This window comes from Streptomyces sp. SID5643 (assembly GCF_009872555.1).
Taxonomy (GTDB): Bacteria; Actinomycetota; Actinomycetes; order Streptomycetales; family Streptomycetaceae; genus Streptomyces; species Streptomyces iakyrus.
Genome location: NZ_WWIC01000100.1, coordinates 21,912 through 47,354 on the forward strand (window position 1 = coordinate 21,912; position 25,443 = coordinate 47,354).

At 72.0% G+C, this 25,443-nt stretch carries 21 protein-coding genes; 8 read left to right on the plus strand and 13 right to left on the minus strand.

Annotation, left to right across the window (positions count from 1 at the left end; translation table 11 throughout):
* Nucleotides 1-26: 26 nt before the first annotated feature.
* The 4 genes from GTY56_RS41125 to GTY56_RS12505 form a co-directional block, all read right to left on the minus strand.
* Entirely contained in the window at nt 27-158 is a 132-nt protein-coding gene (locus GTY56_RS41125) for a hypothetical protein (RefSeq protein ID WP_272923361.1), read from the minus strand.
* A gap of 249 nt (nt 159-407) precedes the next feature.
* Nucleotides 408-950, minus strand: a complete 543-nt coding sequence (locus GTY56_RS12495; protein ID WP_161365224.1) for a GNAT family N-acetyltransferase — start codon at nt 948-950, stop codon at nt 408-410.
* Nucleotides 951-1,023: 73 nt separating this feature from the next.
* Nucleotides 1,024-2,655 carry an L-glutamate gamma-semialdehyde dehydrogenase gene (pruA, locus tag GTY56_RS12500; protein WP_161365226.1) on the minus strand — a complete coding sequence of 544 codons (1,632 nt, stop codon included), beginning with the start codon at nt 2,653-2,655 and terminating at the stop codon, nt 1,024-1,026.
* Nucleotides 2,656-2,709: 54 nt separating this feature from the next.
* The gene (locus GTY56_RS12505) at nt 2,710-3,636 is read right to left on the minus strand and encodes a proline dehydrogenase family protein (RefSeq protein ID WP_161365227.1); all 927 of its coding nucleotides are present in this window, start codon (nt 3,634-3,636) and stop codon (nt 2,710-2,712) included.
* A gap of 153 nt (nt 3,637-3,789) precedes the next feature.
* Here GTY56_RS12505 and GTY56_RS12510 point away from each other — a divergent pair, with 153 nt between their 5' ends.
* The 5 genes from GTY56_RS12510 (at nt 3,790) to GTY56_RS12530 (ending at nt 10,283) form a co-directional block, all read left to right on the plus strand.
* A complete protein-coding gene (locus tag GTY56_RS12510) occupies nt 3,790-5,283 on the plus strand; it encodes a PucR family transcriptional regulator (protein WP_202510069.1) in 1,494 nt (497 codons plus the stop codon).
* A gap of 108 nt (nt 5,284-5,391) precedes the next feature.
* A complete protein-coding gene (locus GTY56_RS12515) occupies nt 5,392-6,885 on the plus strand; it encodes an ABC transporter substrate-binding protein (protein WP_161365231.1) in 1,494 nt (497 codons plus the stop codon).
* On the plus strand, nt 6,882-8,645 hold the full coding sequence (locus GTY56_RS12520) for an ABC transporter permease subunit (RefSeq protein ID WP_346345471.1): 1,764 nt from the start codon (nt 6,882-6,884) through the stop codon (nt 8,643-8,645). Before GTY56_RS12515 ends, GTY56_RS12520 begins: the two co-directional genes overlap by 4 nt.
* Nucleotides 8,635-9,603 carry an ABC transporter ATP-binding protein gene (locus GTY56_RS12525; protein ID WP_161365232.1) on the plus strand — a complete coding sequence of 323 codons (969 nt, stop codon included), beginning with the start codon at nt 8,635-8,637 and terminating at the stop codon, nt 9,601-9,603. The genes GTY56_RS12520 and GTY56_RS12525 overlap by 11 nt, the downstream gene beginning before the upstream one ends.
* Nucleotides 9,600-10,283 carry an ATP-binding cassette domain-containing protein gene (locus GTY56_RS12530; protein WP_161365234.1) on the plus strand — a complete coding sequence of 228 codons (684 nt, stop codon included), beginning with the start codon at nt 9,600-9,602 and terminating at the stop codon, nt 10,281-10,283. The genes GTY56_RS12525 and GTY56_RS12530 overlap by 4 nt, the downstream gene beginning before the upstream one ends.
* Here GTY56_RS12530 and GTY56_RS12535 read toward each other — a convergent pair.
* Entirely contained in the window at nt 10,270-10,848 is a 579-nt protein-coding gene (locus tag GTY56_RS12535; RefSeq protein WP_161365236.1) for a TetR/AcrR family transcriptional regulator, read from the minus strand. The two genes, GTY56_RS12530 and GTY56_RS12535, sit on opposite strands and share 14 nt — an antisense overlap.
* A gap of 85 nt (nt 10,849-10,933) precedes the next feature.
* Between GTY56_RS12535 and GTY56_RS12540 the strand changes: the two genes are divergently transcribed.
* Nucleotides 10,934-12,475, plus strand: a complete 1,542-nt coding sequence (locus GTY56_RS12540; protein WP_161365239.1) for an MFS transporter — start codon at nt 10,934-10,936, stop codon at nt 12,473-12,475.
* Between the two features lie 28 nt (nt 12,476-12,503).
* Here the strand turns inward: GTY56_RS12540 and serA are convergent, their stop codons facing one another.
* The 6 genes from serA to GTY56_RS12570 form a co-directional block, all read right to left on the minus strand.
* Nucleotides 12,504-14,093, minus strand: a complete 1,590-nt coding sequence (gene serA / locus GTY56_RS12545) for a phosphoglycerate dehydrogenase (RefSeq protein ID WP_033313244.1) — start codon at nt 14,091-14,093, stop codon at nt 12,504-12,506.
* 272 nt (nt 14,094-14,365) lie between these two features.
* Complete coding sequence (ilvC, locus tag GTY56_RS12550; protein WP_161365241.1) at nt 14,366-15,364, minus strand: ketol-acid reductoisomerase; 999 nt, start codon at nt 15,362-15,364, stop codon at nt 14,366-14,368.
* Nucleotides 15,365-15,485: 121 nt separating this feature from the next.
* On the minus strand, nt 15,486-16,010 hold the full coding sequence (ilvN, locus tag GTY56_RS12555; RefSeq protein ID WP_003993148.1) for an acetolactate synthase small subunit: 525 nt from the start codon (nt 16,008-16,010) through the stop codon (nt 15,486-15,488).
* 21 nt (nt 16,011-16,031) lie between these two features.
* Nucleotides 16,032-17,882 (minus strand): acetolactate synthase large subunit, encoded by a 1,851-nt coding sequence (locus GTY56_RS12560; RefSeq protein ID WP_161365243.1) that lies wholly within the window; start codon nt 17,880-17,882, stop codon nt 16,032-16,034.
* 224 nt (nt 17,883-18,106) lie between these two features.
* Nucleotides 18,107-21,151, minus strand: a complete 3,045-nt coding sequence (locus tag GTY56_RS12565; RefSeq protein ID WP_161365245.1) for an EAL domain-containing protein — start codon at nt 21,149-21,151, stop codon at nt 18,107-18,109.
* Between the two features lie 437 nt (nt 21,152-21,588).
* The gene (locus tag GTY56_RS12570; protein WP_202510070.1) at nt 21,589-22,539 is read right to left on the minus strand and encodes a 2-hydroxyacid dehydrogenase; all 951 of its coding nucleotides are present in this window, start codon (nt 22,537-22,539) and stop codon (nt 21,589-21,591) included.
* A gap of 77 nt (nt 22,540-22,616) precedes the next feature.
* On the opposite strand from GTY56_RS12570, the gene GTY56_RS12575 reads away from it, so the two are divergent.
* Both GTY56_RS12575 and GTY56_RS12580 read left to right on the plus strand, forming a co-directional pair.
* Nucleotides 22,617-23,615: an aldo/keto reductase gene (locus GTY56_RS12575; protein ID WP_161365247.1), complete on the plus strand. Its 999-nt coding sequence runs from the start codon at nt 22,617-22,619 to the stop codon at nt 23,613-23,615.
* 125 nt (nt 23,616-23,740) lie between these two features.
* A complete protein-coding gene (locus tag GTY56_RS12580; protein WP_202510071.1) occupies nt 23,741-24,913 on the plus strand; it encodes a PQQ-dependent sugar dehydrogenase in 1,173 nt (390 codons plus the stop codon).
* On the opposite strand, the gene GTY56_RS12585 is transcribed toward GTY56_RS12580, so the two are convergent.
* Complete coding sequence (locus GTY56_RS12585) at nt 24,906-25,112, minus strand: DUF6191 domain-containing protein (RefSeq protein WP_161365251.1); 207 nt, start codon at nt 25,110-25,112, stop codon at nt 24,906-24,908. The genes GTY56_RS12580 and GTY56_RS12585 overlap by 8 nt on opposite strands.
* Nucleotides 25,113-25,160: 48 nt before the next feature.
* Nucleotides 25,161-25,443 (minus strand): helix-turn-helix domain-containing protein (locus GTY56_RS12590; RefSeq protein ID WP_161365253.1); only part of this gene is annotated, 283 nt, incomplete at its 5' end.

The window sequence follows — 25,443 nt, forward strand, 5'->3', positions numbered from 1 at the left end:
CCTGTAGGCGGTGCGCGGTGTGCGGCTCAGTGGCCGCTGGATCCGCCGTTGTCCCTGCGGTCGAGGGCGCGCTGGAGCGCGGCGGCGGCGTTCTTGCGGTCGGACTCGGTCGCACGGGAAACGTGACGGACTCGGCGGCGGACGGTCGTCTCGGCCATGGGAAATCGACTCCTTCGACAGCACGGAGTGCATGGGGGAGGGATACGAGACGCCGGAAGGGGCGGGGAGCGGTGCCGCAGGGGTTGCCTGCACGGGGCCCGGCTCACGACCGCCATTCGCTTGGTCGAGCGAGACGTTCGGCTCCTACAAAGCTAAGGGAGCGCGGAGCGTCTGTCTCCACAATTACTCGGACTTCCTACTATCTGAGACGGTGGACTGGGTCACACTGCTCTGACCTGCGGTGATTTCTAGAGCACGTCGCCGTCGCGCCAGTCGAAGAGCAGCTCGTACGCGGGGTCGAGCGGACCGGCGAGGGCGGGCCGTACGTAGGTGCTGTCCTCTTCCTCCGGCAGGCGGAGCACGCCGTCCCGTGGGCTGAGGGCGTGCACCTGACCACTCCAGAGCCGCCACCCCCGGGAGGTGTAGAGCCGGGCTCCGTCGTCGCTCGCGGAGAGGGCACCGAGGTCGTAGGCACGGTCGACGACGCGTTCCAGTTCCGCCATGACCAGCCCGCCGAGGCCGGTGCGGCGCGCGTCGGCGCGGACGGCTACGTTCTCGACGTACCCGGTGCGCAGCCACCGGCCGCGGTGCCGTACCCGGCGCATCACGACCGCCCCGTGCGCGGCGAGGCCGGAGTCGTCGTGCACCAGGGCGTGCATGCCGCCGAGACCGTGGTCCCAGTCCTCGTCACCGAAGTCGCCGTCGAAGGCGGCGTCCAGAAGGCCCCGTACGGCGTCGAGTTCCGCGGGGCTCAGATCGGCGGTGTGGGCGGTGCGCACTCGGATGCTCATCGGCCCAGTCTTTCCCCGGACATGGCGACGGGCCAGGTCTTTTCGACCTGGCCCGTCGGTGCGCCGCGGGGTGTCAGCCCATGTGCGGGTACGTGTAGTCCGTCGGCGGGACCAGCGTCTCCTTGATGGCGCGGGTCAGGGTCCAGCGCATCAGGTTCTGCGGGGCGCCGGCCTTGTCGTTGGTGCCGGAGGCCCGGCCGCCGCCGAAGGGCTGCTGGCCGACGACAGCACCGGTCGACTTGTCGTTGATGTAGAAGTTGCCGGCCGCGTAGCGCAGCTTGTCGGCCGTGTAGGCGGCCGCCGCGCGGTCGTTGGCGATGACCGAGCCGGTCAGCGCGTAGTCGGAGACGGACTCCATCTGGGTCAGCATCTCGTCGTACCTGTCGTCCTCGTAGACGTGCACGGCGATGATCGGGCCGAAGTACTCGGTGCGGAAGACCTCGTTCTCCGGGTCGGTGCACTCGATGACGGTCGGGCGGACGAACCAGCCCTCGGAGTCGTCGTAGGTGCCGCCCGCGACGATCGTGCAGGTGGGGTCCTCCTTGGCGCGGTCGATGGCGGCCTTGTTCTTGGCGAAGGCACGCTCGTCGATGACGGCGCCGATGAAGTTCGACAGGTCCGTGACGTCACCCATCTTGATGCCGTCGACCTCGGCGGCCAGCTCCTCCTTGAAACCGGAGTTCCAGATGGAGGCGGGGATGTACGCCCGGGAGGTGGCACTGCACTTCTGGCCCTGGAACTCGAAGGCACCGCGGGTGAAGGCCGTCTTCAGGATCGCCGGGTCGGCCGAGGGGTGGGCGACCAGGAAGTCCTTGCCGCCGGTCTCGCCGACCAGGCGCGGGTAGGTGCGGTACTTCTCGATGTTGTTGCCCACCGTCTTCCACAGGTACTGGAAGGTGGGCGTCGAGCCGGTGAAGTGGATGCCGGCGAGGTCGCGGTGCTCCAAGGCGACCTTGGAGACCTCGATGCCGTCGCCGGTGACGAGGTTGATGACGCCCTTGGGCAGACCGGCCTCCTCCAGCAGCTGCATGAGCAGCACGGCGGCGTGGGTCTGCGTCGGGGACGGCTTCCAGACGACGACGTTGCCCATCAGGGCCGGGGCCGTCGGCAGGTTGCCGGCGATGGCGGTGAAGTTGAAGGGCGTGATCGCGTAGACGAAGCCCTCCAGCGGGCGGTGGTCCAGACGGTTCCAGACGCCCGGGGAGTTGGCCGGCGGCTGCTCGGCCAGGAGCTTGCGGGCGTAGGAGACGTTGAACCGCCAGAAGTCGATCAGCTCGCAGGGCGTGTCGATCTCGGCCTGCTGCGCGGTCTTGGACTGGCCGAGCATGGTCGAGGCGGCGAGCGTCTCGCGCCACGGGCCGGACAGCAGCTCGGCGGCGCGCAGGATGATCGCCGCGCGGTCGTCGAAGGACATCGCACGCCAGGCGGGAGCGGCGGCCAGGGCGGCGTCGATGGCGTCCTGGGCGTCCGCCTGCGTGGCGTTGCGGTAGGTGCCGAGCACAGCCTTGTGGTTGTGCGGCTGGACGACCTGGAAGGCCTCGCCGCCGCCCATCCGCTTCTCGCCGCCGATGGTGCAGGGCAGGTCGACGGGGTTGTCGGCCAGCTCCTTCAGCTTGGCCTCCAGCCGGGCCCGCTCGGGCGAGCCGGGGGCGTAGCCGTGCACCGGCTCGTTGACGGGGGTGGGGACCTGGGTCACAGCGTCCATGTTTTCCGTAACTCCTTACTGAGCGGTGTGTCGGTCTCAGCCCGTGAAGGGCTGTCAGCCCTTGGTGAGCATCGAGCGGGCGAAGAAGCGCAGGTTGGCCGGCTTCTCCGCGAGACGGCGCATGAAGTAGCCGTACCAGTCGGTTCCGTAGGCGGTGTAGACGCGCATCCGGTGGCCCTCGGCGGCCAGCCGCAGGTGCTCGTCGGAGCGGATGCCGTAGAGCATCTGGAACTCGTACTCGTCGAGCTTGCGCCCGGCCTGGTGGGCGAGTTCCTGGCCGATCGCGATCAGGCGCGGATCGTGGGACCCGATCATCGGGTACCCCTCCCCTGCCATCAACGTGCGCAGAACGCGGACGTATGCCCGGTCGATCTCGTGCTTGTCCTGGTGGGCGACCGAGGCGGGCTCCTTGTACGCGCCCTTGACCAGGCGGACCCGGCTGCCGCTCGCGGCGAGGCGGCGGGCGTCGCCCTCGGTGCGGAAGAGGTAGGCCTGGATGACGCAGCCTGTCTGCGGGAAGTCCTTCCGCAGCTCTTCATGGATGGCGAACATCGAGTCGAGGGTGGTGTGGTCCTCGGCGTCGAGCGTGACCGTGGTGCCGATCTCGGCGGCGGCCTCGACGACCGGGCGGACGTTCTTCAGGGCCAGCTCGTGGCCGTCCTCCAGCGCCTGCCCGAACATCGACAGCTTCACCGACATCTCGGCGCGGGTGCCGAGCTCCAGCGGCTTGAGGCGGTCGACGAGCTCCAGGTAGGCGTCCCGGGCGGCGGCGGCCTGCGCGGGGCTGGTGATGTCCTCGCCGACGACGTCCATCGTCAGTTCGAGGCCGTTGTCCGCGAGGTCCCGGACGACGGGAACGATGTCGTCGACGTCCTCGCCCGGGATGAAGCGGTCGACGACCTGCTTGGTCACCGGGGCCGCCGAGATCAGGCGTCGCATCCGGTCGCTGCGTGACGCGGCGAGAATCACGGGACCCAGCACGGGGCACCTCCAGAGCACAGGCAACGTGAGGGCCGGACCCCTCGCGAGACGACGCGTCGGGTACGGCACGGAGAACCACCGTGAAACCTAAGGATCCCTCCGATCGTCGGCCATCGACAGCTGTCACGCATTCGTGCCGCAGATCTCAGACAGATGTATGAAGGGGTCCGGGAAGTGCGCGACAATGCCCGGGTGACGTCGGAACACAGGGGCGACTACGAGGAGCTGGTCGACGAGATCTCGGAGCTGCTCGGCGCGCCCGCGACCCTGGAGAACCGGGACTTCGAGCTGATCGCCTTCGGGGCGTACGACAGTGAGGGCGACCTCGATCCGTCGGCCCTGGACCCGGTGCGCACGCGTTCGATCCTCACCCGCCGCTCGACCACGGCGGTCCGGGCCTGGTTCGAGGGTTTCGGCATCACCCGGGCGACGGGCCCGGTCCGCATCCCCCCGACCCCGGAGGCCGGGGTCTACCGGGGCCGGATCTGTCTCCCCGTCCGCCACCGGGGCGTGGTGCACGGCTACGTCTGGCTCCTGGACGACGATCCAGGCCCGGGCGACGCCCGGCTCGATGCCGCCATGCGGGTCACGGCCCGCATCGGCGCCCTGCTCGCGGACGAGGCCCAGCACGGTGCCGACCTGAGCCGCGAGTTGAGGGCGGTGCTCACCGCCGAGCCCGGCTGGCAGAGCGACATGGCGGTCGCGGAGCTTCGCACCGCACTCGGCACCCGCGCCGACGGCCCCCACACGGTGGTCTGCGTCGCCCCGTGGCCTTCGGCCGACCCGGACGACGCGCCGTCGGTCCGCACGATGCCGGGCGCGACGGCACTGTGCACGCTGCCGTGGGGGGCGGCCGAGCAGTGCGTGGCGGTTCTGATGCGCCTGCGCTCGACGGACGTGCTGACACCGGCGACGACGGCGGCAGGACGGTTGCTGGAGCGCGGGCGAGCGGGTGGCGGGCCGGGGGGACCTCCGGCAGGGACGGGCCCGGCCCCGGGCGGGCCGTCCCCGGGCGGTGCGGCCGCCCGCGGGGCGGACGGACCACGTACGGACGCCGCTCCGGGCGGACGGACGCCCGGCACTCCGGGCGCCAGGAGACACCCCGCCGACACCATCCCGGGCGCACCGGCGAGTGGGGCTTCCGCCAGTACCCCGCGCAAGGCCGGGGGGCCGTTCGCGCACGGGCCGGCCGGGAGCGACTCCCGCGGTCCCGCCGCCGGTGTCGCCACCCCCCGCACCGGTCTCGCCGAGCTGGGCTCCGCCTGGCGGGAGGCCTCGGCCGCCGCTCGGGCGGCGCTCGCGGAGCCCCGTTTCGGGCCGGTCGCCGAGTGGTCCGCGATCGGGCCGTTCCGGCTGCTCACCGCCCTGCCGCCGGAGCTGGCCCACGACCCCGCCGTCCAGGCGCTGCTCTCCCGCGCCCACCGCGAACTCGCCCGCACCGCCGAGGTCTACCTGGACTGCGCCGGCCAGGCCGCCCGGGCCGCCGCCGAACTGGGCATCCACCGCCAGACCTTGTACTACCGGCTCTCCCGCGTCGAGAAACTCACCGGCCTGGACCTGGACGACGGCGAAGACCGGCTGCTGCTGCACATGGCGCTGAAGGGGGCCCGGCTCGCACGTGGCGCGGCGCCGGGGGCGGCCGGCTGAGGGCCTTCACCCGGACACCTCGCTGTTGAAAACGATTGTCATCGTGCTACGGTCGTGGCGCATTCAACCATTGACCTTCGCTTGCCCATGCCTTGACCGAGGTGTCCCGTGCGCGTCCCCGCTCGTCTCATCCCCCTCACCGCCCTGACCGCGGCCTCCGCCCTGCTCACCGGCTGCTTCGCCGGCGGGCAGTCGGCCACGGACGACTCCGGGCCGGGAGGGAAGCGCATACGCGTCGCCATGATGCAGCCGCCCCGCTCGGCCCTGTCGCCGCTGTCGGACGACGCCTTCAAACTGTCGCGCTGGTCGACGGCGGAGACCCTGGTCAAGCTGGACGCCGACGGCGACGCCGAGCCGGCGCTCGCCACCGGGTGGAAGCAGTCCGGCAGGACCTGGACCTTCACCCTGCGCGACGGCGTCACCTTCCACGACGGCACGAAGCTCACCGCCGAAGCCGTCGTCAACTCGCTCACCAGGGCCGCCGGGGCCTCTCCCAAGCCCCGCATCCTCGACGGCGTGGACCTGACCGCGAAGGCCGACGGCGACGAGGTCACCGTCACCACCGCCACCGAGGACCCGCTGGTCCCGCAGCGGCTCAGCTCTCCGCAGCTGTCGATCCTGGCCGCCAAGGCCTACCGGGGGAAGACGGTCGACCCCGTCGGCGCGGGCACCGGGCCCTTCGAGCTCACTGAGGTCAACGGCACCACCTCCGCCGCCCTGGACCGCTACGACCGCTACTGGGGGAAGAAGGCCAAGGCCCCCGGGATCGACGTGCGGTTCGTGCCCGACGGCACCGCCCGCGCGGCCTCCCTGCGCAGTGGCGAGGCCGACATCGTCGAGGCGGTCCCGGTCTCGCAGGCGGCGGTCCTGGACCAGGACCTGATCACCGAGGTGCCCATGCCGCGCACCAACACCCTCTACCTCAACACCGAGAAGGGCGTCTTCAAGGACGCCGGGCTGCGGGCGGCGGCCCGTGCGGCGATCGACGCCGAGTCGATCGTGAAGGGCGTGTACGAGGGGCGCGCCGACGTCGCCGAGGGGCTGCTCGGCCCCGCCCTGCCATGGGCGGCGGAGCTGCGCAAGCCGGTGCGGCGGGCCGCGGCGGGCGACCCGGCCGGCCGGACGATCACCATCGGCACCTTCACCGACCGCGCCGAGCTGCCCGAGGTCGCCGCGGCACTGCAACAGCAGTTGCAGAAGGCGGGGTTCAAGGTGAAGCTCGACGTGCGCGAGTACGCCAACATCGAGTCCGACGCGCTGGCGGGCGAGTTCGACGCGTTCATCCTCTCCCGCGCCACCGTCCTCGACTCCGGCGACCCCGCCGCCTACCTCTACAGCGACTTCGCCTCCGACGGCTCCTTCAACCTGGCCCAGCTCGCCGACCCGGCCGTCGACAAGGCCCTGAAGAAGGCCGGCGAGACCAGGACCGGTGACCCGCGCCGGGCCGCCGTCATCGCCGCCGAGGCCGCCGTGCTCGGTACCGACGCGGCCGTGCCGATGCTGCACGAGCGGGTGATCCAGGGCGACGCCGCGGGCGTCACCGGCGCCGCCCACGACCCGCGGGAGCGGGAGCTCGTCACGGCGGACACCTACGTCAAGTGAGATCACGGATACGGCGGTTGGCCGGTGCCGCCGCGCTGACCCGCCTGTGCTGCCTGATCGCCGTCCTGGCCGCCGTCGGCCTGCTGCCCTGGCTCTCCGGCCGGGACCCGGCGCTGGCCGTGCTGCGCGCCCGCTCCGCCGAGCAGGACCCCACCGAGGAAGCTCTGGAGGCCGTGCGGCGCGACCTCGGTCTGGACGCCGGACCACTGTCCCTGCTGGGCGGCTGGACCTCCGACCTGCTGCGCGGCGACCTCGGCACCTCCTGGGTGTCGGGCACCGAGGTCCTGCCCTCCGTGGTCTCCGGGCTCCAGGTGTCGCTGGCGCTGATGGGCGCCTCGCTCGGTGTCGCGGTACTGCTGGCGTGCGCGCTGGTCGCGCCGGTGCTGGTGCGGGGCCGGGCCTCGGCCGGGGCGTGGGCCGCGATGCTGGCCGCCGTGCCCGAGTTCCTGCTGGCCACGGTCGTGCTGCTGGTGTTCGGGGTGTGGCTGGGATGGCTGCCGACCTCGGGCTGGGTGGGACCGGAGAACATGGTCCTGCCCGCCGTGGCCCTCGGCGTCCCCGCGGGCGGCCTGCTCGGCCGGCTGGTCGCGGACGCACTGCCCGCCGTGTTCGACGAGCGGTGGGTGGAGCTGTGGCGGGGCGCCGGGGTGAGCCGGCCGGGCATCGCCGCGGCCGCGCTGCGCCGCGCCCTGCCGCCGCTGGTCCCGCAGTTCGGCATGGTCGCCGTCGGGCTCACCGGTGGCGCGGTCGCCGTGGAGACGGTCTTCGCCGTGCCGGGCATCGGCCGTACCGCGCTCGGCGCGGCCAAGTCGCAGGACCTCCCGCTGCTCCAGGGCGCGGTGCTGGCGCTGCTCGCGCTCGGCCTGGCCACCGGCGCGCTGGCGGCGTTCGCGCGGCGGCGGTTGCTGGGCCCGGCCCTGCGGGACGCCTCGCTGGCCCTGCCCCCGGTCCAGCCGGTACGGGCCCGTCCCGCGGTGCCGGTGACGCTGTTCGCCGTCCTGGCCGTGACCATCGGCTGGGGCCTGCTGCGGGACCCGTACGCGGTGAACACCACGGCCAGGCTGGCCGCGCCCTCGTGGAGCCACCCGCTCGGCACCGACGGCCTCGGCCGTGACGTGCTCGCCCGGCTCGGCCACGGCGCCGCCTCCACGGTGGGTACGGCGGCGGCCGTCTGCCTGCTGAGCCTGCTGGTCGCGCTCGCGCTGGGGTTCCTGCCGCGGATCGCGGAGGGCGCGGCGGACATCGCCAACGCCCTGCCCCCGGTGATCGTCGGCATCCTCGTCGCGGCGGTCGTCGGGCCCGGCACCGGCGGTGCGGCCCTCGCGGTCGCGCTCATCTCCTGGCCGGCGCTGTCCGCACACGCGGCGGCCCTGGTGCAGGAGGTGCGCGCGTCGGCGTTCCTCACCGCCCAACGGGCCATCGGGGCGAGCCCGTTGTGGATCCTCACCCGGCACGTCCTGCCGTCCGTGGCCGCCCCGGTCGCCCGGCACGCGCTGCTGCGGCTGCCGGGCATCGCCCTGGCCCTGGCGTCACTGGGCTTCCTCGGTCTGGGCGCTCAGCCACCCGCTCCCGAGTGGGGTCTGCTGCTCGACGAGTCCCGCGCCTATGTGGAACGCGCCCCGTGGGCGGCCCTCGCCCCGGCGGTGGCGCTGGCCCTGCTGGCCGGTCTGGCGGTGTCGGGTGCCTCGCTCGCGCGGGGCCGCAGGACACGGCGCGCCACCCCGGCTCCGGTCACGAAGGAGGCCCCCGTTGGAGTCTGAGCCCCTGCTGTCGGTGCGCGAGCTGCGGATCGCCTTCGACGGGGTCGAGGCCGTGCGCGGCGTGTCCTTCGACGTCCGCCCGCGCGAGGTGCTGGCCGTCGTCGGTGAGTCGGGAGCGGGCAAGTCCCTCACGGCCCGCGCCCTGCTCGGCATGCTCCCGCGCTCCGCGACGACCAGCGGGACGATCCGCCCGGACCTCTCGGCCCACCGCGGCCGGCGCATCTCCCTGGTCCCGCAGGACGCCCTGTCCGCGCTCTCCCCGGTGCACCCGGTGGGCGACCAACTGGCCGCCGCCGTCCGGTCGGTGGCCCGGGTGTCCCGCAAGGAGGCGCGGGCCCGGGCGGTCGCCGCCCTGGACCGGGTCGGCATCCCGGACGCGGCACGCCGGGCGCGGGCTTATCCGCACGAGTACTCCGGCGGCATGCGGCAGCGCGCGGTGATCGCCATGGCGACGATCAACGAACCGGACGTCGTCGTCGCCGACGAGCCCACCACCGCTCTCGACGAGGAGCGGCGCGACCAGGTGCTGCGGCTGCTGGCGGAGCAGCGGGAAGCCGTCGGGGCCGCACTGGTCCTGGTGACGCACGACATGGACGTCGTCGGCGGCCACGCGGACCGCGTGCTGGTCATGTACGCAGGGCGCCTCACCGAACTGGGCGCGGCGCACGAGGTGCTGGCCCGCCCCCGTGCCCCCTACACGGCCGGCCTGCTGGCATCGCTCCCCCGCAACGCGCTGCCCGGCCGGCGTCTGCCAGCCCTGCGGGGGACCCCGCCCGCCCCGGGCGCACTCCCGCCGGGCTGCGCCTTCGCCCCGCGCTGCCCGCTCGCTGCGGACGCCTGCCACACGGCGCAACCGGAGCCCCGGGAGCTGGACGGACGCCTGCTCGCCTGCCACCGCGCCGAGGAACTCCCCCATCCCGCCGACGCGTTGTTCCTGAAGGAGCCCCAGACCGCATGACCGACGACCTTCTGCTGGACGTCCGGGACCTGGTCGTCCGCTACGGCCCGGTCACCGCCGTCGACGGCGTCTCCTTCTCGCTGGCCGCCGGCGAGACCCTGGCCCTGAACGGCCCGTCCGGCTGCGGCAAGTCCTCCACGGCCCTGGCGGTGCTCCAGCTGCGCCGCCCGGTTGCGGGCCAGGTGCGTTTCGAGGGACGGGAGTTGACGAGCCTCTCCGACCGCGAGCTGCGTCCGCTGCGCCCCCGCCTGCAACCGGTCTTCCAGGATCCCTACGGCACCCTCAGCCCCCGCCACCGCATCCGGGACGCCATCGCCGAACCCCTGAAGGTCCAGGGCCGCTGGCATCCCGTCGACGGCCCCGCCCGGGTCGCCGAACTCCTCGACCGGGTCGGCCTCGGCCCCGCGTACGGGGACCGCCGGCCGCACGAACTCTCCGGCGGCCAGTGCCAGCGGGCCGGCATCGCCCGCGCCCTCGCCTCCGACCCGCGCCTGCTGGTCCTGGACGAGCCGGTGTCGTCCCTCGACCCGTCGGTGCGGGCGGGCGTGCTGAACCTGCTCGCCGACCTCCAGGACGACCTTGGCCTGGGCTACCTGTTCATCTGCCACGACCGGGCGGTCGTACGGCACTTCGCGGACCGGGTCGTCGAGATGCGCGAGGGGCGCGTCACGTCCGGGTAGCGCCCTCGATCGCCTGGCGGAGCCCCTCGGCGAGCTGACCGGCCTCGGGTGCGCTCTCGGGGTCGAAGGTCCACTGCGCCATGAGCCCCATCATCAGGGTGAGGTAGAAGTAGCCGAGGGTGTCCACCCGCTCCTCGGGGACGTCCTCCTCGCGTCCGCCGTGGAAGAGCGTGACGATCCCGCGCGCCCCCTCGCGCTGGGCCCGCGCCAGATGCTCCCGCACCTCCGGCAGCTGGTCCCCCATGGCGACGATCTCCATGCTGAGCCGCCAGAGCGAGCCGGGCTCCCGCATGGTCCCGATGATGTTCGCCCACACCTCGGTGAAACGCTCCAACGACCCCGGCTCGCCCGGCAGTTCGCCGCCGCCCTCGAAGGCGTCGGACATGCCCTCCACCATCTCGACGTACGCCCGCGCCAGCAGAGCGTCCTTGGAGCCGTAGTGGTAGCCGATGGACGCCAGGTTGGTCCCCGACTCCTTGACGATGTCGCGCGCGGTCGTGCGCAGGAAGCCCTTCGCCAGCAGGCAGCGCTTGGCGCCTTCCAGCAGATCCTCACGGTGTCCCATGGCACGCCACCCTACCCCGGTATCCAGACGGACGTATTAAACGCCCGTACTAGACACGCGTTTAATACGCTCGTACAGTCTGCTCATGACGACGACACCCCACCCCCCGGCCCGCGCGGGCCGTCGCGAGTGGTCCGCCCTGGGCGTGCTGATGCTGCCGCTGCTGCTGGTCTCGATGGACGTCTCGGTCCTCTACTTCGCGATCCCGGCGATCAGCGCCGATCTGGAACCCAGCGCCACCGAGCAGCTGTGGATCTTCGACATCTACGGTTTCGTGCTGGCGGGTCTGCTGATGACGATGGGCGCGCTCGGCGACCGCATCGGCCGCCGCAGGCTCCTGCTGATCGGCGCCGCCGCCTTCGGCACGGCGTCCCTGGTGGCGGCCTACGCGAACAGCGCCGAGACGCTGATCGCGGCCCGCGCCCTGCTGGGCCTCGGCGGCGCGACGCTGATGCCCAGCACGATGGCGCTGGTCCGCACGATGTTCACCGACCCCGGGCAGCGCGCGAAGGCCATCGGCCTGTGGTCGGGTGTGATGACGGCCGGCATCGCCCTCGGCTCGGTGCTGAGCGGCGTCCTGGTCGAGCACTTCTGGTGGGGGTCGGTCTTCCTGGTGAACCTGCCCGCGATGGTGATGCTCCTCGTCCTCGGCCCGCTCCTCCTGCCGGAGTCCAGGAACCCGCACCCCGGCCGCTTCGACTGGCTGAGCGTCCCGCTGTCCATGGCCGCGGTGCTCCCCGTGATCTACGGCCTGAAGGAGCTCGCCTCACAGGGCTGGAACGTGCGGTACGCGCTGTCGGTGTCGGCCGGATTGCTCTTCGCCGCGCTGTTCGTGCACCGTCAGCGCACGGCGGTGTCCCCGCTCATCTCACCGGAGCTGTTCCGTCGCCCCGGCTTCAGCCCGGCCATGGCCCTCAACCTGGTGGCGGCCTTCGGCATGATGGGCTCGGCGTACTTCACGACCCAGTACATCCAGTCGGTCCTGGACAACAGCCCGCTGGAGGCGGCGCTGTGGAGCCTGCTGCCGTCGGTGCCCATCGGCCTGGCGGCTCCGGTCAGCGCCCAGCTGGTGCAGCGGGGCGTGCCCCGGGGGTACGTCGTCGGCGGCGGCTTCGCGGTCACCGCGTCCGGCTATGTGCTGCTGGCCCTGACCGGGACGGATTCCCTCTGGCTGCTGCTGGCCGCCTGCGGCGTCCTGGCCTGCGGCGTCGTCACCGTCATGTCCCTGGTGGTCGACCTGGCCCTGAGCGCCACTCCGGTGGAGAAGGCGGGTGCCGCCTCGTCCCTGATGGAGACCGGCACGGAGTTCGGCGGCGCGCTCAGCATGGCGTTCCTCGGCTCCATCGGCACGGCCGTCTACCGCCACGAGATCCCCGCCTCGGCACCCGCCGCGGCCCAGGAGACCCTGGGCGGCGCCCTGGCGGTGGCCGGCCGGATGCCGGGGCGCGCGGGGGACGCCCTGGCAACGGCGGCGCGGGAGGCCTTCACGAGCGGCATGCACGCGGCCGCGGTCACGGGGACGGTGCTGATGGCCGTGGCGGCGGCAGCGGCGGCGGTGACCCTGCGGCGGGTCCGTGCAACGGACGACGCCGGACGCGCTGATCAGCTCAGCTCGTCCGGCGTCTGAGGTCCAGGGGCGGAACCCCGGGGGGGGGTCAGGCCAGGTTCACCGACCGGGCCGAGGTCGCGCCGATCTCCGCGGCCACCTCGGCCAGCACCGTCGCGGTCACCGTGTCGTCCACGGTCAGCACGGCCAGCGCCTCGCCGCCGGCCACGGACCGCGACACCTGCATGCCGGCGATGTTGAGGCCCGCCTCACCGAGGATGCGGCCCACCGTGCCGACCACACCGGGACGGTCCTCGTACTTCAGCACGATCATGTGGTCGGCGAGCGCGAGGTCCACGTCGTAGTCACCGACGGCGACGATCTTCTGGAGGTGCTTCGGGCCGGCCAGCGTGCCGGACACGGACACCTCCTCGCCGTCGGCGAGGGTGCCGCGCACCGTGACGACGTTGCGGTGCTCGGTCGCCTCGGAGCTGGTGGTGAGGCGTACCTCGACACCACGCTCCTGCGCGAACAGCGGGGCGTTGACGTAGGACACCGTCTCGTCGACGACGTCCTCGAAGACGCCCTTGAGCGCGGACAGCTCCAGCACCTTCACGTCGTGCTGGGTGATCTCGCCGTACACCTCGACGTCGAGGCGGACCGCGACCTCACCGGCGAGCGCGGTGAAGATCCGGCCCAGGCGCTCGGCGAGCGGCAGACCCGGCTTGACGTCCTCGGCGATGACGCCGCCCTGCACGTTCACCGCGTCCGGCACGAGCTCACCGGCGAGGGCGAGGCGCACCGAGCGGGCCACCGCGATACCGGCCTTCTCCTGCGCCTCGTCGGTGGAGGCACCGAGGTGCGGGGTGGCGACGACCTGGTCGAACTCGAAGAGCGGGGAGTCCGTGCAGGGCTCCTTCGCGTACACGTCGAGACCGGCGCCGGCGACCCGGCCCTCCTTCAGCGCCGAGTACAGCGCCTCCTCGTCGACGATCCCGCCGCGCGCGGCGTTGACGATGCGCACGCTCGGCTTGACCTTGCGCAGCGCCTCGTCGCCGATCAGGCCGAGGGTCTCGGGGGTCTTGGGGAGGTGGACGGTGATGAAGTCGGAGACCTCCAGCAGCTCGTCCAGCGACAGCACCTTGACGCCCATCTGGGCGGCGCGCGCGGGCTGCACGTAGGGGTCGTAGGCGACGACCTTCATGCCGAAGGCCGACATGCGCTGCGCGACGAGCGCGCCGATGCGGCCGAGGCCGACGACGCCGAGGGTCTTCTCGGCCAGCTCGACGCCGGTGTACTTGCTGCGCTTCCACTCGCCGTTCTTCAGCGCGGCGTTGGCCTGCGGGATGTTGCGGGCGGTGGCGACGAGGAGACCGCAGGCCAGCTCGGCGGCGGTCACGATGTTGGAGGTGGGGGCGTTGACGACCATCACGCCGGCCTTGGTGGCGGCGGAGACGTCCACGTTGTCCAGGCCGACGCCGGCTCGTGCGACGACCTTCAGCTTGTTCGCGGCGGCGATCGCCTCGGCGTCGACCTTGGTGGCCGAACGGACCAGGATCGCGTCCACGTCGGCGATGGCCGGGAGCAGCTCGGCCCGGTCCGCGCCGTTGCAGTGCCGGATCTCGAAGTCCGGGCCCAGCGCGTCGACGGTGGCGGGCGACAGCTCTTCAGCGATGAGTACGACGGGTTTCGAGCTCACGTGAGTCCTCACAAGTCCAGTGCTGCGGACGGCCGTCCCGACGGCCGCAGGCGGTGGAGGGATGCTTGCCGCGTGGAAGACGCACGACGCTGTGGGCCTGACGCGTATGTATGTGTGCAGCAGTCTAGTGGCGCACGGGGCGTCGTCCTGTGCCGCTGCGGAAGGATCACCCGTCCGTGGCCGGACGGGATGGACAACGCCGTACCACCGACGTTACCCCGGGTTCACCGAAGGGGCCGGAGCGGGATGCTCCGGCCCCTCGGCCGTGAGGCTTACGCCTCCTCGTCGACCCAGCTCATGAGCTTGCGCAGCTCCTTGCCGGTGGTCTCCAGCAGGTGCTCGGAGTCCTGCTTCTTGTACTCGCCGTACTTCTTCAGGCCGCCGTGGTACTCGTCCATCCACTGCTGCGCGAAGGTGCCGTCCTGGATCTCGGCGAGGACCTTCTTCATCTCGGCCTTGGTGGCGTCCGTGATGATCCGCGGGCCGGTGACGTAGTCGCCCCACTCGGCGGTCTCGGAGATCGACCAGCGCATCTTCTCCAGGCCGCCCTCGTACATGAGGTCCACGATCAGCTTCAGCTCGTGCAGGCACTCGAAGTAGGCGATCTCCGGCTGGTAGCCGGCCTCGGTCAGCGTCTCGAAGCCCGCCTTGACCAGCGCCGCGGTGCCACCGCACAGGACGGCCTGCTCACCGAACAGGTCGGTCTCGGTCTCCTCGGTGAAGGTCGTCTTGATGACGCCGGCGCGGGTGCCGCCGATGCCCTTCGCGTACGACAGGGCCAGCGCGAAGGCGTTGCCCGTGGCGTCCTGCTCAACGGCGGCGATGCACGGAACGCCGCGGCCCTCCTCGTACTGGCGGCGGACCAGGTGGCCCGGGCCCTTCGGGGCGACCATGCAGACGTCGACACCGGCCGGGGGCTTGATGAAGCCGTAGCGGATGTTCAGGCCGTGGCCGAAGAACAGGGCGTCGCCGTCGTTCAGGTTCGGGGCGATGTGCTCCTCGTAGACCTGGGCCTGGATGGGGTCCGGGACGAGGATCATGATGACGTCGGCCTCGGCGGCGGCCTCCGACGGGCTCACCACGCGCAGGCCCTGCTCCTCGGCCTTGGCCTTGGACTTGGAGCCCTCGTGCAGACCGACGCGGACGTCGACACCCGAGTCACGGAGCGACAGCGCGTGGGCGTGGCCCTGGCTGCCGTACCCGATGACCGCGACCTTGCGGCCCTGGATGATGGACAGGTCGGCGTCGGCGTCGTAGAACAGCTCGGCCACTTTGGGTTCTCTCCTCGGGAGTGCAGGTGTTGCGTCCCACCGTATGACGGGGGGCGGAAGGGAAGTCTGAGGGTCTCGGAATACGGGCGGCCGACGGCGCGCCGACCGCCCGTCCCGGGTCTTATGCCGACCGGTCCAGGGCGCGCAGCGACCGGTCCGTGATGGAACGGGCGCCACGGCCGATCGCGATCGTGCCGGACTGGACGAGCTCCTTGATGCCGTACGGCTCCAGCATCTTGAGCATCGCGGTCAGCTTCTCGCCGGATCCGGTGGCCTCGATGGTCACGGCCTCCGGGGAGACGTCGACGGTCTTGGCGCGGAACAGCTGGACGATCTCGACGATCTGGGAGCGCGTCTCGTTGTCGGCGCGCACCTTCACCAGGACGAGTTCGCGCTGCACCGCCTGCGACGGCTCCAGCTCGACGATCTTCAGCACGTTGACGAGCTTGTTGAGCTGCTTGGTGACCTGCTCCAGCGGCAGGTCCTCCACGCCGACGACGATGGTGATGCGGGAGATGTCGGGGTGCTCGGTGACGCCGACCGCGAGCGAGTCGATGTTGAAGCCGCGGCGGGAGAACAGGGCGGCGATCCGGGCGAGGATGCCGGGGGTGTTCTCCACCAGGACGGAGAGCGTGTGCTTGGACATGGTCTTTTACGTCTCTCTCGCTCAGTCGTCTTCGTTGTCGCCGAAGTCGGGGCGGACATCCCGGGCGGCCATGATCTCGTCGTTGGAAGTGCCGGCGGCGACCATCGGCCAGACCATCGCGTCCTCGTGGACGATGAAGTCGACCACGACCGGGCGGTCGTTGATGGAGTTCGCCTCTTCGATGACCTTGTCGAGGTCGTCCGGGGACTCGCAGCGGATCGCGTAGCAGCCCATGGCCTCCGACAGCTTCACGAAGTCGGGGACGCGGGTGCCGCGGGCCTCCGGGTTGACGTCGTCCGGGCCGGAGTGCAGGACGGTGTTGGAGTACCGCTGGTTGTAGAAGAGGGTCTGCCACTGGCGGACCATCCCGAGGGCGCCGTTGTTGATGACGGCGACCTTGATCGGGATGTTGTTCAGGGCGCAGGTGGTGAGCTCCTGGTTGGTCATCTGGAAGCAGCCGTCGCCGTCGATGGCCCAGACGGCCCGCTCGGGGGCGCCGGCCTTGGCGCCCATGGCGGCCGGGACGGCGTAGCCCATCGTCCCGGCGCCGCCGGAGTTCAGCCACGTGCCGGGCTTGTCGTACTCGATGAAGTGCGCGGCCCACATCTGGTGCTGGCCGACGCCGGCCGCGAAGATCGTGCCCTCGGGGGCCAGCTGTCCGACGCGCTCGATGACCTGCTGCGGGGAGAGCGAGCCGTCGTCGGGCTGGTCGTAGCCGAGCGGGTAGGTGTCGCGCCAGCGGCTCAGGTCCTTCCACCAGGCGCTGTAGTCGCCCCGGTGGCCCTCACTGTGCTCCTTCTGGACGGCCTGGATCAGGTCGGCGATGACCTCGCGGGCGTCACCGACGATCGGCACGTCGGCGGCGCGGTTCTTGCCGATCTCGGCCGGGTCGATGTCCGCGTGGACGATCTTGGCGAACGGGGCGAAGCTGTCCAGCTTGCCGGTGACGCGGTCGTCGAAGCGGGCACCGAGGGCGACGATCAGGTCGGCCTTCTGCAGGCCGGTGACGGCGGCCACCGAGCCGTGCATGCCGGGCATGCCCAGGTGCTGCGGGTGCTTGTCGGGGAACGAGCCGAGCGCCATCAGGGTGGTGGTGACGGGCGCGCCGGTCAGCTCTGCCAGGACCTTCAGCTCCGCGGTGGCCTTGGCCTTGATCACGCCGCCGCCGACGTACAGCACGGGCCGCTTGGCCTGGGTGATCAGCTTGGCGGCCTCGCGGATCTGCTTGGCGTGCGGCTTGGTCACCGGGCGGTAGCCGGGCAGGTCCATGGCGGGCGGCCAGGAGAAGGTGGTCTTCGCCTGGAGGGCGTCCTTGGCGATGTCGACCAGGACCGGGCCGGGGCGGCCGGTGGAGGCGATGTGGAACGCCTGGGCGATGATCCGCGGGATGTCCTCGGCCTTGGTGACGAGGAAGTTGTGCTTGGTGATCGGCATGGTGATGCCGACGATGTCCGCCTCCTGGAAGGCGTCCGTACCGATCGCCTTGGACGCCACCTGGCCGGTGATCGCGACCAGCGGCACGGAGTCCATGTGCGCGTCGGCGATGGGCGTGACCAGGTTGGTGGCGCCGGGCCCGGACGTGGCCATGCAGACGCCGACCTTGCCGGTGGCCTGCGCATAGCCGGTGGCGGCGTGACCGGCGCCCTGCTCGTGCCGGACCAGGACGTGGCGCACCCTGGTGGAGTCCATCAGCGGGTCGTAGGCCGGGAGGATCGCACCGCCGGGAATGCCGAATACCGTGTCGGCGCCGACCTCCTCGAGAGAGCGGATGAGGGACTGCGCGCCCGTCACCTGCTCGGGGGCGGAGTGTCCTCCGGATCGGGGCCGGGGCTGCGGGTGGTGGGCCCCGGTGGCCTGCTCGGTCATCGGCATTCTCTTCTCAGATGCTGAGGGTTTTTGCGAGGTTTGTACGGTCTTCGGCTGTTGCACGAAAGGTGCCTGTGCAACAAAAAACCCCTCGTGCCGTAAGGCAAGCGAGGGGAGCGCGCCGGGTGGAGTCGCTGAGCGGTCGAGGCTCAGCGTCAGCCGACGCGCTTTCCAAGTACGAGAATTCGGGTGCGCATGGCACTGACCCTCCCCCCGGCACGCACTCACTGTCAAGTGGGTGGGACGGGAGTCTCATTATGTGAGCGGAGGGCCGTACCGCCTCCGATGACGGCGGACACACCCGAGCTGTACACCCGCGGGGCGCCGCCCGCGAACGCCGGTTCGACCGGTCCGTCCGGCACCGGATAGCGGCCGCCGGCGAGCGCCCGGCGCAGCCGGTACTCGTCGAGCGGCCCGGAGAACGCCATGCCCTGCCCGTGCGTGCAGCCCATCGCGCGCAGCGCGATCACCTGCTCGGGCAGATCCACCCCTTCGGCCACGGACTTCAGCCCGAGGTCCCCGGCGATGCGCAGCAGCCCACCGGTGATCTTGTGCAGGCGCGCCGATTCGACGACGCCCTCGACCAGACCGCGGTCCAGCTTGAGGACGTCGACGGGGAGCCGCCGCAGGGCCGTGATCGCCGCGTAGCCGCTGCCGAACCCGTCGAGCGCGATCCGTACGCCGACCCGCCGCAGGGCGCCCAGGCGCCGCTCCAGCTCGTCCAGCGAGACCCTGGGGTCGACGTCCGACAGCTCGATGAGCAGCGACCCGGACGGCAGGCCGTGCCGCGTGAGCAACGCCTCGATCGAGCCGAGCGGCATCGACCGGTCCAGCAGCCGACGGGCGCTCATCCGCACCACGACCGGCACGGACAGCCCGGTCGCGTGCCGCTCGGCGGCCTGCTCGACGGCCTCCTCGATCAGCCACCGGCCCAGCTCGGCGGTCTTGTCGCTGTCCTCGGCCACGCGCAGGAACTCCGCCGGGGTGAAGAGCACCCCTTGCGAGGAGCGCCAGCGCGCCTGCGCGGACACCGACGTGATCCGGCCGTCCTCCAGGGACACCACCGGCTGGTGCAGCAGGGCGAACTCCCCGTCGTGCAGGGCGGCTCGCAGGCGGGTGGCGAGCTCGGCCTTGCGGGCGACGTCCTGCTGCATCTGCGGCTTGTACAGCTCGACACGGCCCTTGCCGCCGGCCTTGGCCCGGTACATGGCCAGGTCGGCGTTGCGCAGCAGTTCGCCCGCCCCGAGTCCGGCCTCGGCGAAGGCCACACCGATGGAGGCGTTGACACGGACATCGTTGCCGTCGATGAGGTAGGGCTGGGACAGCGTCGTCCTGAGGCGGTCGGCGAGCTCCAGGATGTGCCGCTCCCGGGCGTCCCGGTCGCGGGTGTTGTCCCCGGCGATCAGGGCCGCGAACTCGTCCCCGCCGAGCCGGGACGCGGTGTCGCCGTGCCGGACGGAGTCCTGGAGCCGGCGGGCGGCCTGGACGAGCAGTTCGTCCCCGGCCTGGTGCCCGATGGTGTCGTTGACGGCCTTGAAGCCGTCGAGATCGATGAACAGCACGGCCGTGTTCCGCAGGGCCACGCCCCGGTCGGAGGCCCGGCGGCCCGAGAGGGCGTGCTGGACGCGCTTGGTGAACAGGGCGCGGTTGGGCAGGTCGGTGAGCGGGTCGTGCTCGGCGTTGTGCTGCAACTGGGCCTGGAGCCGCACTCTTTCGGTCACGTCGCGGCTGTTGAAGATGAGGCCGCCGTGATGACGGTTGACGGTCGACTCGACGTTCAGCCAGCCTCCCTCACTCTCGGCTTCGCTCGACCGGGAGGTGCCCCCACCGCCCGAGCGGAAGCGGCACTCGATGCGTGTGGTGGGTTCCTCGACCGGGTCGGCGGCGAGGAATCTGCGCACCTCGTGCACGACGCAGCCCAGGTCCTCGGGGTGGATGAGGTGGGCCAGTTCCGTGCCCACCAGTTCCTCCGCCGGGCGGCCGTACACCCCGGCGGCGGCCGGGGAGACGTACCTCAGGACTCCACTCGGAGCGGCGATCATGATGACGTCGCTGGATCCCTGCACCAGCGAGCGGAAGTGGTTCTCCTTCTGCGCCAGTTCCTGGGTGAGGGTGATGTTGTCGAGCAGCATGATGCCCTGGCGTACGACGAGCGCGAGCACCACGGTGCCCCCGGTCAGCAGGACCACGCGGTCGACGCTGCGGCCGTTGAGGACGTTGTAGAGGATCCCCAGGGTGCACACGGCGGCCGCGAGGTAGGGCGTGAGTGCGGCCAGGGAACCGGCGATGGGCCGGGCGGCCGGGTACCGGCTGTGGTCGGCGCCCGGCAGGGGCACGGGGTGGTGGGGGCCGCTGCGCTGTCCCGGCACGTGCTCATGGACCACGCGGGTGTGCCCCGTACCGTGCCGGTCGGCGCCGTGGCGGTCGGCCTCCGCGCGGGGCGCGGCCCATGGGGCGTACGCCAGCAGCAGCGAGCCCGCGAACCAGCCGGCGTCGAGCAGCTGGCCGGAGCGGTAGTCGTGCTGCATGAGCGGCGAGGTGAACAGGGCGTCGCACATCACGGTCAGCGCCAGGGCGCCGATGGCGGTGTTGACCGCGGAGCGGTTCACCGCGGACCGCCTGAAGTGCAGGGCGAGGACCATGCTGACCAGCGCGATGTCGAGCAGCGGGTACGCCAGCGACAGCGCGGTGTGCGCCACGCCCGGCCCTTCGGACTTCGCGGCCTGGGCGAGGGCGAGGCTCCAGGCCAGCGTCAGCAGCGAGCCGCCGATCAGCCAGGCGTCCAGCCCGAGGCAGACCCAGCCGGCCTTGGTGACCGGCCGTTTGGCGAGCACGAGCAGTCCGACGATCGCGGGCGGCGCGAAGCAGAGGAAGAACAGGTCGGCGTAGCTGGGGTTGGGCACGGGCAGTCCCAGGACCACCTCGTACCACCCCCAGACCAGATTGCCCAGGGCGGCCATGGTCGAGGAGAGGCCGAACAGCAGCCAGGCGGGCCGGAAGCCGGGGCGGCGGCTGCGGGCGTAGAGGAAGCACGAGACGGCGGCGGTGCCTGCCGCGGCGCTGAGCCCGAAGTCGCCCATGATCAGGGCCAGCTCGGTCGAGCCCCAGCCGAACGCGGACCCTGCGGCGTACCCGGCGCAGACCAGGGCGAGGGCGAGCTGGAGGGCCAGGCCCGGCCGATGGCCGGTGACCGGCGTGCGGGGCAGCAGCGCGCCGGGGGACGGCTGCTGTGCCCGCAGCGCTCCGTCCAGCGTGGAGGTGGGGGGCGCGCTCACCGGGCCCTCCCGGCCCGCTGCGCTTGCGGGCCCCACGGGTCCCGGCGGGCGGGCTGGTCATGCCTCCTGCGGCTGCCGGGCCTGCGGTGGTGATGGCTGTGTTCGCTGTGGTGCCCGCCGTGGCGTTTGCTGTGGCGGGTGTGGTGGCCGACGTGATCGGCGTGCCGTCCGCGGCTGCCCGCGGTCGTGCGCCAGGGTCGCCGCCGGCAGCCCCGCCCCGTCGGATCGCTCGTCCAAAGGCCGTGCATCGCCTGTCGCCCCCCTCACAGTCCGAAGTGTCCATCCCCCGCGCCGGAACGGTCCCCGGCGCTGCCCCTGTCGGGACGATACACCAGTCTCGTCACTCAGGGACATAGGTTCTCTACGCTCCGTGACGATCAACAGATATATGAGTACCCACCGCACCCGGAGGATTGCGGACGGTACTCAAAGGTCTCTCAACCGGTTGATGCACCCGTCGTAAGGATCACGTTGCGGAGCGGCTCCCGGTTCACATAACGGTTCAACTGGTCCACCAGGAGCCGCTTGGCGCGCGGGAGGAACGCGGAGGTGGGTCCGCCGACATGCGGGCTGATGAGTACCCCCGGCGCACGCCACAGGGGGTGTTCGCGCGCCAGCGGCTCCGGGTCGGTGACGTCCAGGGCTGCGGTGATCCGGCCGGTCTCCAGCTCGGCGAGCAGGGCCTTGGTGTCGACGACGGGACCGCGGGCGACGTTGACCAGGAGCGCGCCGTCCTTCATCCGGGACAGAAAGTCGGCTCCGGCCAGACCGCGGGTGGTTTCGCTGAGCGGGGTGGACAGGATGACGACGTCCGCCTCCGGCAGCAGCGCGGGGAGTTCGGTGAGCGGATGCACCGGACCGCGCGCCGTGGTGCGCTCGGAGCGCGCGACGCGCGCCACCCGCGCCACCTCGAACGGAACGAGCCGGTCCTCGATGGCCTCGCCGATCGAGCCGTATCCCACGATGAGGACGGTCTTGTCGGCGAGGGCGGGCCGGAAGCCGCCGAGCCACTCCCCCCGGTCCTGCGCCCGCACGAAGTCGGGGATCCCGCGCAGCGAGGCCAGGATCAGCGCGAGGGTGAGCTCGCCGGTGCTGGCCTCGTGCACCCCGCGCGCGTTGCACAGCCGCACGCCCGCGGGCAGCTGCCCGAGCCCCGGCTCCACGTGGTCGGTCCCGGCGGAAAGGGTCTGCACGACCCGGACGTTGGTCATGCGCCCCATGGGACGCACGCACAGCGGGCTGGGCTTCATGTAGGGGACGACGTAGAAGGCGCAGTCGGCCGGGTCCGCGGGGAAGTCCTCCCCGCCGTTCCAGAAGCGGTAGTCCGGGCCCTCGGGGAGTCCGTCGATCTCGTCCGGCGGGATGGGCAGCCACACGTCAGCAGTCATGCTCTGGAGGCTATGTCAGGAGCGTGCGACGGCAGAGGTTAGGTTGGGGTGGCTCGAACAGGGAGGGTCACGACCAGGTGGAGCGCAGGACGATCGGCGCGGCGGCGCTCGCGGTGGGGGCCGTCGGACTCGGGTGCATGCCGATGAGCTGGGCCTACAGCGCGTCGAGGCGGCGTGGCGACGAGTCGCTCAGGGCGGTGCACCGGGCGCTCGACCTGGGCGCGTCCCTGCTGGACACGGCCGACATGTACGGCCCCTTCACCAACGAGCTGCTGGTGGGGCGGGCGTTGAAGGAGCGGCGGTCCGACGCGTTCGTGTCGACGAAGGTCGGGCTGCTCGTGGGCGACCAGCACATCGTCGCCAATGGCCGCCCCGGGTACGTGAAGCGGGCCTGCGACGCGTCGCTGCGGCGGCTCCAGACGGACGTCATCGACCTCTACCAGCTGCACCGGGCCGACCCCGAGGTGCCGGTCGAGGAGACGTGGGGCGCGATGGCGGAGCTCGTCCGGGCCGGGAAGGTGAGGGCGTTGGGCCTGTGCGCGGTGGGGGCGCGGACCGGCCGCCGGACCGGGGCCCGGTTGCACGACGGTACGATCCGGCAACTGGAGCGGGTGCAGCAGGTCTTCCCGGTCAGTGCGGTGCAGGCGGAGCTGTCGGTGTGGTCGCCGGAGGCGCTGGAGACCCTGCTGCCCTGGTGCCGGACACGGGGGGTCGGTTTCCTCGCCGCGATGCCGCTGGGCAACGGCTTCCTGACCGGCCGGCTGCGGCCCGGCGCGGGCTTCGAGGCGGACGACCCGCGCGCCCGGCACCCCCGCTTCACGGCCGAGATGATGGCCGCGAACCAGCCGGTCGTCGCGGGACTGCGCCGCGTGGCCCGCCGGCACGGCACCGACGTCACGCCCGCCCAGGTCGCCCTCGCGTGGGTGCTGGCCCAGGGCCCGCACGTGGTTCCGGTCCCGGGTACGAAGCAGGAGCGCTGGGTCACGGAGAACACGGCCGCGGCGGCACTGCGCCTGAGCCCCGGTGATCTGAAGGAGATAGCGGAGCTGCCCCCCGCCCGGGGGTCGTGGGACTGAGGCCCGGTTCCGCCCCGGTGCGTTCCGGGCAAACCCCGTGTTCCCGGTTCGGCGTTGCGTGATCGGGAACCTGGGAGCCGCGAGCGGTGTATGACAGGGAGAGGACCCGCCCCGTCGAAGGGACCATGATCGTGCAACGTCGAGTCGTGCCGACCGTGTTGGCCGCCGCCGCGCTCCTGCTGACGGCCGGTTGTTCGTCCGGCGGCCCAGGGTCGTCGGGCACCGACGAGGGCGCCTCCCCGAGCCGTAGCGCACCGGGGTCGTCCGCGCCGCCGCGCCGGGCCGCCGAGGAGACACCTCCCGCCGAGGGCTCGGTGAAGGTCGTGCGAACCGTCGCCGAGGGGCTGGACTCCCCCTGGGGCCTCGCTCCCCTGCCGGGCGGTGGCCTGCTGGTGTCCTCCCGGGACGACGGGACGATCGTCCGGGTCGACGAGAAGACCGGCAGGAAGACCGAACTGGGCGAGGTACCGGGGGTCTCCGCGGCGGGCGAGGGCGGCCTCCTCGGGATCGCCCTGTCCCCCGACTACGCCTCGGACCGCATGGTCTACGCGTACTTCACCTCGGCCTCCGACAACCGCGTCGTCCGCATGATCTACGACCAGCAGAAGCCCTCCGGCGAGCAGCTCGGCGCGCCCGACACGGTCTTCCGGGGCATCCCCAAGGGCTTCATCCACAACGGCGGCCGCATCGAGTTCGGCCCGGACAGGATGCTGTACGTGGGCACGGGCGAGAGCGGCGACACCGGCCTGTCCCAGGACAAGGACTCGGTGGGCGGCAAGATCCTCCGCCTGACCCCGGAGGGCGAGCCGGCGCCGGGCAACCCGTTCCCGGACTCGCCGGTGTACTCCTACGGCCATCGCAATGTGCAGGGCCTGGCCTGGGACGGCAAGCAGCGGCTGTTCGCCTCGGAGTTCGGCCAGGACACCTGGGACGAGCTCAACGCGATCAAGCCGGGTGACAACTACGGCTGGCCGCAGGCCGAGGGCCGGTCCGACGACGGGGAGTTCCACAACCCGGTCGACCAGTGGACCACGGCCGAGGCCTCCCCCAGCGGCATCGCCTACGCCGAGGGGTCGGTCTGGATGGCGGGCCTGCGCGGCAAGCGGCTGTGGCGCATCCCGCTGAACGGCACCGAGGCCTCGGCCGAGCCGCAGGCCTTCCTGGAGGGCGAGTACGGCCGGCTGCGCACGGTGGTGCCGGCGGGCGGCGACCGGCTGTGGCTGGTCACCAGCAACACGGACGGCCGGGGCAGCCCGAAGGACGGGGACGACCGGATCCTGGAGCTGCGGGTCACGTAGGGCCCGTCCCGGCCTGGTCGCCCGGGTTCTCCGTGTCCTCCTCGGAGGGGCGCACGACGACCTTTCCGGACGCCAGGTCTATCGGGCCGCGTCCGGGGTCGGCGTCCCCGACGTCCTCACGGGTCAGTTCCAGGCGGTTCTGCTCGTCGCGGGTGTGCTTGCGCCCGGGCGAGAACAGTTCCTCGAACATGTTGAACACGGAGCCTCCCTGGGCCGCGGAGCCGCGACGTCCTGTCCAGCGTAGGCCTCAGCCCGCCGGACCGGGCATGAGCATCTCGGCCGGGAACAGTCCCAGCCGGTGCGCCACCGCCGCCGCCTCGCCCCGCCCGGAGACACCGAGTTTGCCCAGGATGTTGGAGACGTGGACGCTCGCGGTTTTCGGTGAGATGAACAGCTCCTGCGCGATGCGGCGATTGGTGTGGCCGGCGGCGACCAGGCGCAGCACGTCCCGTTCCCGGCTGGTGAGCCCCAGGGCCTCGGCCGGGTCGGCGGGCGCGGGGCCGGGCGCCGCGGCGGGCGTGAGCGGGAGG

Excerpts from the sequence above, each read along its gene's own strand:
- GTY56_RS41125 (WP_272923361.1), bottom strand. The coding sequence starts at position 158 with ATGGCCGAGACGACCGTCCGCCGCCGAGTCCGTCACGTTTCCCGTGCG.
- GTY56_RS12495 (WP_161365224.1), bottom strand. The coding sequence starts at position 950 with ATGAGCATCCGAGTGCGCACCGCCCACACCGCCGATCTGAGCCCCGCG.
- GTY56_RS12535 (WP_161365236.1), bottom strand. The coding sequence starts at position 10,848 with ATGGGACACCGTGAGGATCTGCTGGAAGGCGCCAAGCGCTGCCTGCTG.
- GTY56_RS12560 (WP_161365243.1), bottom strand. The coding sequence starts at position 17,882 with ATGCCGATGACCGAGCAGGCCACCGGGGCCCACCACCCGCAGCCCCGG.
- GTY56_RS12580 (WP_202510071.1), top strand. The coding sequence starts at position 23,741 with ATGATCGTGCAACGTCGAGTCGTGCCGACCGTGTTGGCCGCCGCCGCG.
- GTY56_RS12530 (WP_161365234.1), top strand. The coding sequence starts at position 9,600 with ATGACCGACGACCTTCTGCTGGACGTCCGGGACCTGGTCGTCCGCTAC.
- ilvN (WP_003993148.1), bottom strand. The coding sequence starts at position 16,010 with ATGTCCAAGCACACGCTCTCCGTCCTGGTGGAGAACACCCCCGGCATC.
- GTY56_RS12570 (WP_202510070.1), bottom strand. The coding sequence starts at position 22,539 with ATGACTGCTGACGTGTGGCTGCCCATCCCGCCGGACGAGATCGACGGA.
- pruA (WP_161365226.1), bottom strand. The coding sequence starts at position 2,655 with ATGGACGCTGTGACCCAGGTCCCCACCCCCGTCAACGAGCCGGTGCAC.
- GTY56_RS12540 (WP_161365239.1), top strand. The coding sequence starts at position 10,934 with ATGACGACGACACCCCACCCCCCGGCCCGCGCGGGCCGTCGCGAGTGG.
- GTY56_RS12510 (WP_202510069.1), top strand. The coding sequence starts at position 3,790 with ATGTATGAAGGGGTCCGGGAAGTGCGCGACAATGCCCGGGTGACGTCG.